General features: G+C 57.2%; 7 protein-coding genes, 1 tRNA gene and 1 pseudogene. 3 read left to right on the forward strand and 6 right to left on the reverse strand.

The features are described 5' to 3' along the window. Positions 1-26: 26 nt before the first annotated feature. Positions 27-545, reverse strand: a complete 519-nt coding sequence (locus AC07V0_RS27450) for a cell envelope protein SmpA (protein WP_192350831.1) — start codon at positions 543-545, stop codon at positions 27-29. Between the two features lie 321 nt (positions 546-866). On the opposite strand from AC07V0_RS27450, the gene mgtE reads away from it, so the two are divergent. After that, positions 867-2309, forward strand: coding sequence for a magnesium transporter (gene mgtE, locus AC07V0_RS27455; RefSeq protein ID WP_192350833.1), 1443 nt, complete (start codon positions 867-869; stop codon positions 2307-2309). A 105-nt stretch (positions 2310-2414) separates the two neighbouring features. Here the strand turns inward: mgtE and AC07V0_RS27460 are convergent, their stop codons facing one another. Continuing rightward, the gene (locus tag AC07V0_RS27460; RefSeq protein WP_018926380.1) at positions 2415-2741 is read right to left on the reverse strand and encodes an Arc family DNA-binding protein; all 327 of its coding nucleotides are present in this window, start codon (positions 2739-2741) and stop codon (positions 2415-2417) included. 385 nt (positions 2742-3126) lie between these two features. Here AC07V0_RS27460 and phnN point away from each other — a divergent pair, with 385 nt between their 5' ends. Continuing rightward, positions 3127-3699 (forward strand): phosphonate metabolism protein/1,5-bisphosphokinase (PRPP-forming) PhnN, encoded by a 573-nt coding sequence (gene phnN, locus AC07V0_RS27465; protein ID WP_026286446.1) that lies wholly within the window; start codon positions 3127-3129, stop codon positions 3697-3699. Here the strand turns inward: phnN and AC07V0_RS27470 are convergent. Continuing rightward, entirely contained in the window at positions 3674-3853 is a 180-nt protein-coding gene (locus tag AC07V0_RS27470) for a PA3371 family protein (RefSeq protein ID WP_018926378.1), read from the reverse strand. The two genes, phnN and AC07V0_RS27470, sit on opposite strands and share 26 nt — an antisense overlap. A 22-nt stretch (positions 3854-3875) precedes the next feature. Beyond that, positions 3876-4105, reverse strand: a pseudogene (locus AC07V0_RS27475) (hypothetical protein). A gap of 291 nt (positions 4106-4396) precedes the next feature. Here AC07V0_RS27475 and AC07V0_RS27480 point away from each other — a divergent pair. Then, positions 4397-4473: transfer RNA gene (locus tag AC07V0_RS27480), tRNA-Arg, on the forward strand. A 166-nt stretch (positions 4474-4639) separates the two neighbouring features. On the opposite strand, the gene AC07V0_RS27485 is transcribed toward AC07V0_RS27480, so the two are convergent. After that, positions 4640-5590, reverse strand: a complete 951-nt coding sequence (locus tag AC07V0_RS27485) for a hypothetical protein (RefSeq protein ID WP_192350835.1) — start codon at positions 5588-5590, stop codon at positions 4640-4642. A gap of 112 nt (positions 5591-5702) precedes the next feature. Next, the coding region (locus AC07V0_RS27490) for an Ig-like domain-containing protein (RefSeq protein WP_495020078.1) at positions 5703-8645 on the reverse strand (2943 nt) is incomplete at its 5' end.

Raw genomic sequence — 8645 nt, forward strand, 5'->3', positions numbered from 1 at the left:
GGCACCAAACACCAAAAAGCCCGCGTTTAACGCGGGCTTTTTGCCGTCTGCGATTTGGCTTTTCCTTTGGTACAACCTTTCTCATCGAACTCGATGTGAGCACTGCGCCCTCGCTTGTTGTCGTAGCGGTAGCTCATGGCTGAATTGCGAGTGCTGATTTTGTCTGGCTTGCCGAGAGCGCTTTCGACGTCCTGCTGGCTCATGCCGGCAACCACTCTCTGATTGATGATCGCGATGCGGCGTTCCTTCGCGCTGAGCTGATTTCCACATTTGTCCTCGGGCTGACCAACGACCGTCGGCTCTCTCCTTGGGTTTTTCATACTTGATGTTTCGCGAACCTCGGCTTCTGGCATCAGGGCTGTCGTGCTGCCAGGCAAAAACGTGCGTACTTCCTGAAGCGAAAGGCTTTCTCCGGTCGTACAGCTCAAGGTCGTGAAGGTGATGCGTCCGTCAGGGGCTTCACACCGGTGGATGGTCGTAGCAAACGCCCAGGGCGGCAGGCAGAGCAGGGCGGCAAGCAAAAAATAATCAGCATTCCGTGGCATTCGACGTCCTCCTTGACAGTCCTTATCAAGGGTAGCCGTTACATTTTTCGACTGCGGTGTGTTTTCTTTTCAGGATGAGTCGTCGCAGTTCCATGGATCAGGACAGCGCTCAGGTTTGTCTCGCAAGCGCTTGTTTCAGCCGCGATTTTTTCACGTTTAAAACCGTCAGGCGGTGTTATCATTGCGCCTGTCAGCCCCGCCGGGGCTTGTGGAATACCTCCATGGACTTACCCAGTAGTTACTCAGTACCCCGTTTTTACAATCATGAATTGACTGATTGATCCTTCCGGCGTGCCCCGCTGCTGGGAGTGGAGTTCGCCTATGTCTGAAGTTGAAGTAAAGAAAACGCAGGAAAGCTTGCAGGACCGCCTTGCTCAAGTCGTTGAGCTGCTGCAGCGCCAGCGGGTGGTCGAAGACCTGACTCATCGCCAGGAAGGTCCGCATCACGACCGGGTCGAGAACCTGGTTCACCGGCAAAACCTCGTCGAGTTGCAACGCAAGCTCGATGATCTGCACTCCGCTGACGTTGCCTACATCCTTGAAGCCTTGCCACTGGACGATCGTCTGACCGTCTGGCAGTTGGTCAAGGCCGACCGCGACGGCGACATTCTGCTCGAAGTATCCGATTCGGTTCGTGAAACCCTGATCGCCGACATGGACGATCACGAGCTCCTGGCGGCGGCCAAGGACATGGATGCCGACGAACTTGCTGACCTGGCCTCCGAGCTGCCGCGAGACGTCGTCCACGAGCTGATGGAAACCCTCGATGCTCAACAGCGTGAGCGCGTCCGCTCCGCGTTGTCCTATGACGAGGAGCAGGTCGGTGCGCTGATGGACTTCGAGATGGTGACGATCCGTGAGGATGTCAGTCTTGAAGTGGTGTTGCGTTACCTGCGTCGTCTCAAAGAGTTGCCAAGCCATACCGATAAACTGTTCGTGGTCGATTACGACGGCGTGCTCAAGGGCGTGTTGCCGATCAAGCGCCTTTTGGTCAACGACCCGGATAAACAGGTCTCGGAAGTGATGGCCAGCGATCCGGTGAGTTTTCATCCGGACGAAGACGCCTACGAGGCCGCTCAGGCGTTCGAGCGTTACGACTTGATCTCGGCCCCGGTGGTCGACAAGAACGGCAAGCTGATCGGTCGTCTGACCATCGATGAAATGGTCGACCTGATTCGTGAAGAGAGCGAAAACGAAGTTCTCAACATGGCGGGTCTGCGCGAAGAAGAAGATATTTTTGCGTCAATCTGGAAGTCCCTGCGCAACCGTTGGGCCTGGCTGGCGATAAACCTGATCACCGCGTTCGTTGCATCACGGGTGATCGGCCTGTTCGAGGGCTCTATCGAGAAGCTGGTAGCGCTCGCGGCATTGATGCCGATCGTGGCGGGTATCGGCGGCAACTCGGGTAACCAGACGATCACCATGATCGTTCGGGCCATGGCGCTGGACCAGGTCAGCACCGGCAATACGTCGAGGTTGATGCGCAAGGAGTTGGCGGTCGCTTTGATCAATGGCGTGGTCTGGGGTGGAGTGATTGGCGTGGTGTCCTACCTGCTTTATGGCAGTTGGTCCCTGGGCGTGGTGATGACCGCCGCCATGACGCTTAACCTGTTGCTTGCGGCATTGATGGGCGTGTTGATTCCGATGACCCTGGCGCGGCTTGGGCGCGACCCGGCAATGGGCGCGAGTGTGATGATCACTGCCATGACCGACAGTGGTGGCTTTTTCATCTTTCTCGGGCTGGCGACGATTTTTCTGCTCTGACGTTCTACCTCAAAAGAACCCGCCCAATCGGCGGGTTTTTTTTTGAGGGGCTGAATTTCAGGCAAAAAAGCCAGCAATTACGCTGGCTTGAGCTTTCAGGATGAATCAGGAAACGTCTGCAGCCATTTCGGCATCATGGGCGATCAGCGAAACCAGAGCGTTTTGCTGGCGGTGGGAGAGTTGGCGGAAGCGTTGCAGCAGTTCGCGTTCGTGTAATGACAGCTCGGGGCTGTCCAGGCGCATGCTCAATTCTTCGCCCAACGCGCCTTCCTGAATAAGACTCTGCTCAAGACGCGCGATGATTTCGGAATTCATGCTGCGATGATGATTGCGAGCCACCTCGGCAATGCGTTCACGCATTCCGTCTGGCAGACGTACGACGAACTTGTCAGCCGTACGGCTGGAATAAATTGCCTGTTTCAATGGGCGCATATATTTAACCGGTTAGTTCAGGGGAGCGGTTCTCGGGATAGGCCGCAGGATGTCAGATAGGACAAGCACTCCGACCAAATGTTCAACCTGAATTGATAGAGGCGCGCATCATGCCTCAAATTAGCCATATCATTGGCGTCAATTCTGTGACAAATATTGATCTGGGTAAAGGCTTAATGCCAGCACCTATTATCAGAAATGCGGACTGGTTTGAAAACATTCCATGAGTCCGTATCGCTGACCGCGTCCTCTTGCCCGACAGGTGATGCCCGAAGACGCCTGAAGGTGCATGCTATGCGGATTCGATCCTTGTTCCTTACCTTAACAGGATAGTGGCAAATGGCCGATTTACTAGGGCAGACGGACGGTATGGGATGATTTCAGGATGGATGGCAGGCTGATTTATTTAATGGGGCCTTCGGGATCCGGCAAGGACAGCCTCATCGAAGCCGCTCGCGGGCCGTTGCGGGTGCGTAATTGTGAAGTCGTGCGGCGGGTTATTACGCGCTCGGCTGAGTCCGTCGGCGAAGACGCCATTGAGGTGTCCCGCGAAGAGTTCGAGCGACGCAGAAACAATGGGGATTTCGCGCTTTCGTGGCAGGCCAATGGGCTGGATTACGGTATTCCTGTGCGTATAGACCAGTGGCTCAAGGAAGGACGCGATGTGCTGATCAATGCTTCGCGCGGCCACCTGACAGAAGCGCAACAGCGCTATCCCACGCTGTTGCCGGTGCTGTTGACGGTCAAGGATGACGTTCTGCGAGAGCGCCTGCTACGGCGGGGGCGTGAAAGCCCGGCAGAAATTGAAGCGAGACTGTGCCGCAATGCGCTGTTCACGGCTGACGACACAATCGGTGATACGCAAATCCGTCGACTCGATAACTCCGGCGACCTTGCGGTCACCGTTGCCAGTCTTCTGGAGTTGCTGAGCGTCAGCGCAGAACCGGATCGAACTTGATCTTGCGCCCGGCGATCAGCGCCAGCACGAACAGCGCACTGAACACGCCGCAGGCAATCAGGGGCAGGGTGACGATCGTGTCCTGGACTAATGACAGATGAAGGATGCCACTCAGTAGAGCGAGGATGAGAAACCCTGCGGCTGATTTGGACATGCTGTGCTCCTGATGAGGTGGTTCAAAATACCAAGCGTTCAAAAGACTGCGCGGTTGAAGACTCTCCTGGCTCACCTCTTGGCTTACAAAACTGCGTTGATCGCTCGTGACTGCCCATTGAGGCGCTTTTTGCAGCTGAAGGTAGTGGGGCGTGCGTTGGGCAACCATCGCAGCGTCGTTTGCGGGGAAGAACTGAAAACCCAACAGAACCGCCAGGGCGACTGCATTCGCGACTAAAAGAGCGCTGTTCATGGGGCTGATCTCCTTCGTTCTTTGAGAACAGTCGAAGCAGCCCGCATGCCAAAAGTTTAACGGCTATTAAATCCTTTAAAAACAAAGAATTAAGCTATTTTAACAAAATGCCGGCATTGCATTTTGCAATGATGGCATTTTGCGGTGATGCAATTTGCACGGTAAACAAAGCCACGCTACCGTGGGGCGTCTGCCTACACTTAAAAAGCCCTACGGACGACATGACAAAAGCGGGCCTGCCCGTTAACATGCACGCCGTCCATCGCCGCGCATTCCTTGCGCGCGACTTGTGTCTCAGTAGCTCAATTGGATAGAGCATCCCCCTCCTAAGGGGAAGGTTGGCAGTTCGAACCTGCCCTGGGACACCATATAATCCAAGGCCTACAGCGTCTTTTTGTTTCTCTGCTTAACCCTCATGGGTGCTAGGTGGGTGTAACAGGTATGCTTTAAGCAAAGAAAAGCCCTGCTCAGATTGTTATCTGGCGGGGCTTTTTCATAACTGTCGTGTCATGCGGTCTATCGACTCTTTCCCGATCAATCGTGAAAATGGACGCGCTGCGCGTACCACCAACACGCCCAGACGATGGTGATCACCAGGGAGGCGACGCAGAAGATTATGGTTTGACGCGCATTGCCAAGATCCTCTCGGGCAAGCAAGCCAAGCGCCTGGAGGGCAGCCCCCCCAAAAAGCGCCAGGAACCCCATTCGCCAGGCGAACATGCGCTGTCGGTAAACGTCGAAAGCCAGCGGGAGCATAACGGCGCCATAGATTACGGAAAGATAGCGAAGTCTAACGTCTGCATAATGGGTAAAGACCGAACCACTTGGATCGCCCAGGGAAGGCTGGATATCCGTTATGGCAGAAACGCAGAACATGAGCCCTTGGAGGGCGAGCACCGCTGTGACAATCACGATGACAGTGGGTGGCCGCTTTGGGGTGCTCCGAAGCTCATTGGGCGGCAAACCTTTTGATGCAATCGCGACCTGATTACTCAGCACCGTGCGAATGACCTCAGACAGCCATGCCTGATCGTTGCGGGAAAACCACATACAGATCCGCATCACGCCAATCCCACAGGCCATCATCGCAAGCCCCTCCAGCGGCATGAATGTGGCGTGCGGCCCAGGTACGGCGGTAAACAACGCCAATGCTGTAAAAAGCACACAAAACCCGAACCAGAAGCCCATGAAGAGCTTAACGGACCAGTGCAGCGCAAAACGCCCGGTTAGCACGACCTGGTTTTGGCGCACCTGGAATCGGCCGACGAAAAGTGGCTTGAATGAGTTGTGTACCATCGGGATGACACGTTGGAGCGAAACGCGAGACTCCGTCACCGTTCCCACGGCCGCTTCTCGAAAAGGCGTAAACATAGCCCAGTGCCGGGTCGCGGCTTTCAGGCGCTCAACAGATTCCGCCAGTCCGAACGAGCTCTCAAACTCGACCAGATCCGATCCCACCCAAAGTTCCTTCATCCATTGGAACATACACCCCCCTCTGGGCGCGTCATGCTTGGATTTCACGTTGGTATCGTGCAATTCATATTCGACCTTCCCTGGTCTCCACCACCATTATCAACTGCTCAACTCCAGCCCAATATCACGCCGTCAGCGTATGCTCCGCATCCCCGAACCAGGTGCGCACCAGATCGGGCCCAGGCGTACCAGCGTGGTCAAGCACCGCCACATCGACGAAATTCTTGCCATTGCTTGCGCCATCAGGGTCTACCTTCACGGTGATGTCGTTGCCGGTCTGCACCACTTGGACAAAGTCCGACACCTGGCTGGTGCCGGCGACGAAGTTGGCCTTGAGCAGTGCGGAGAGGTCGATTTTGTCCCCTTCGGCGTAGTTGTAGTCGAGGATATGATCGCCGCCTTCATTCACGTTGAAGTAGGCAAACACGTCGGCTCCCGCGCCACCGCTGAGCGTGTCTGCACCGCCACGGCCCACGATGATGTCGTTGCCGTCGCCACCATTGATCGTGTCTGCGAGCATGGTGCCCACCAGCGTGCCGCTGGATTCTCCGTGGTAACTGACTTGAGTGCCGGCCGCGCCGCCGTCGGTGACCTGGAAGTCTTCCGCCGAGTAATGCCCCAACAGGTTCACCTCGGCCCGATGCACGCCGTCGTCCACTGTCAGCAGGCCGCCGGCGCCAGAGGCGTTGGTGTTGTAGCTGAGTTGGGTGTTGGCGCCGAAAGTGAGATTGCCGAACGTCAGCATGTCATTGCTCTCAAGGCCGAGGATGCCGGCCAGCGAGCCCGCTGTTTCGGCCTGTGCGATCACCAGCGTACCCGCGCCTTCGCCGTGGAAGGCGACGGACCCGTGTGCAGCACCGGAGAAGGTCAGGGTCGCGTTACCGTCGATGGTCGCGCTGCCGTCGCCGGTCACGTCGGCCAGCAGGCGCAGGTCACCACCATTGGCCCACAGGTGGCCGGTGTTTTCGACCGTACTGGCCACCGTCATGCCGCCTGGGCCCGTGGACTCCAGCACCCCGCTGTTGGTGATGGTGTGGGTGCCGGTGTCGAGCACCAGGCTGTTCAGCCCGCTGGCCATGATCAGCCCCGAATTGATCAGCACCATCTGCCCGGCACCCAACTGGCCGGCGCCGGAAATGCGGTTGTCGACGTTGTTCAGTACGGTGTCGGCGCTGCCGCCGAAAATCACGTTTTGCGCGTTGTCGGATAGCAGCACCTGGCCGCCACCGGTCAAGGTCGCGCCACGGAACAGAACCTCAAGGCTGGTCGCGCTGCCGGCGGAGCCGAGCTCGATGGTGCCGCTGTTATGGATACTGCCACCGAACGGCATGATCGCGCCGTCGGCAATGGTGAGGGTAACGGCGTTGTTGGTGAGCGGATCGACATCGAACTGGAAGTTCGCTTCGCTCAAGTCCGCCGCATCGATACCTTTGAGAGTGACCGTCTGGCCGGTGCTTATGCTGACCAGTGCATTGCCGTTGGCGTCGTTAGTGATACTCAAGTCTGCAAAGCCGTTGATGCCAGTGAAGCCGACCAAGTCGATCTTGTCCGCAGCGGCATCGAAATTGAAGATCTGGTTGTTGCCGATCGGTTGGGCGAAGACGAAGGTGTCGGCACCTGACGAGCCGGTCAGGTTATCGTTAGCGGACAAGGCGAAGATCGGCGCGCCCGGGGCGTAGACTTCGACGTTGTTGAACACGTACGCGCTGGCGGTGCTGCCGTCGCTGTTGCTCCAGTTCATGTTGACGTCAAGCACCAACGCACCCACGAAGTCGCTTGGGGCTGTCACAGTCAATGCGCCGGGATCGTTGGTGTGCACGGTCCATGTGCCGTCGCCGTTGTCGGTTCCTGCATTGAACACCCACCCCGAGGGAACCCCGCTGATGGATACCGTTACGGGGCCGCTGATATCGGCTAACGGAACGTTGAGGGCTAGATTGATGGGGTCGCCGGCAACGCCTGCCGGAAGGTTGGCACTGCTGCCAGCCGCACCAGGATTACCCGCCAGGTCGGTGTAACTGTTCGCGGCAACGTCGACTTTTATGCTGCCGCCCTGGGTTCTGGTCAGTATTGCCGTGTAGGTATCGCCATCAACCTGGGTAAAGTTACTGAAGGTTCCGCGGGGCACTCCGCTCGTTGTCGTCACTGCGACATCAGACAGGGTGAAACCGCTCACCGTCTCACTAAATTGGAATGTCACCGTCGACGTTGAACCGACCGAACTCCCTAGGGCCGTCCCCGTCACTGCCACCGTCGGCGGCACGGTATCAACTGGCGTCTCAACGACGTTCTGCACGTTTACCGTAATGGTCTGCGTGTCGATTCCACCATTACCGTCGGCCACCTGAACGTTCACAACATAGGCGTTGTCGCCGGCGGTTCCACCGACATCCTGGGGATTCTCGTAATCGGGCGCCGAATTGAACGTCAGCACCCCACTCGAACTGATCGAGAATTTGCTGAAGTCCGTCCCGGCTGTACTCAGGATCGAGTAGCTCAGCGTCTGCGCTGGTAGATCAGCGTCAGTCGCCACCACTGTCGTGACCGCCGTGGTGTTCTCCAATACGTTGATCGAAGCCGTCGCACCACCACCGTTGGAGGTGATAATCGGGCTGTTGTCGTTGACGCCTGTCACGGTTACCGCGATCGCCTGGTCGTCGAACAGTGTGCCGTCCGATGCCCGCACAATCACGTCATAAACGTTGTTCGTTCCCGAATCAGTCGGTGCTTCAAAGTTGGGTGCAGAGACAAAGCTCAGCACGCCTGTGCCAGAAACGATCGAGAATTTCGCGGCATCCACTCCGCCGACGATGCTGTAGGTCAGCGTTTGTGTCGGCAGGTCTGCATCGGTCGCTGCCACCGTCGTGACCGCCGTGGTGTTCTCCGCCACGCTGACCGAAGCCGTCGCATCAGCACCGTTGGAGGTGATAATCGGGCTGTTGTCGTTGACGCCCGTCACGGTTACCGCAATCGCCTGGTCGTCGAACAGCGTGCCGTCCGATGCCCGCACAATCACGTCATAAACGTTGTTCGTTCCCGAATCAGTCGGTGCTTCAAAGTTGGGTGC

This window comes from Pseudomonas sp. GW821-FHT01E10 (assembly GCF_059422365.1).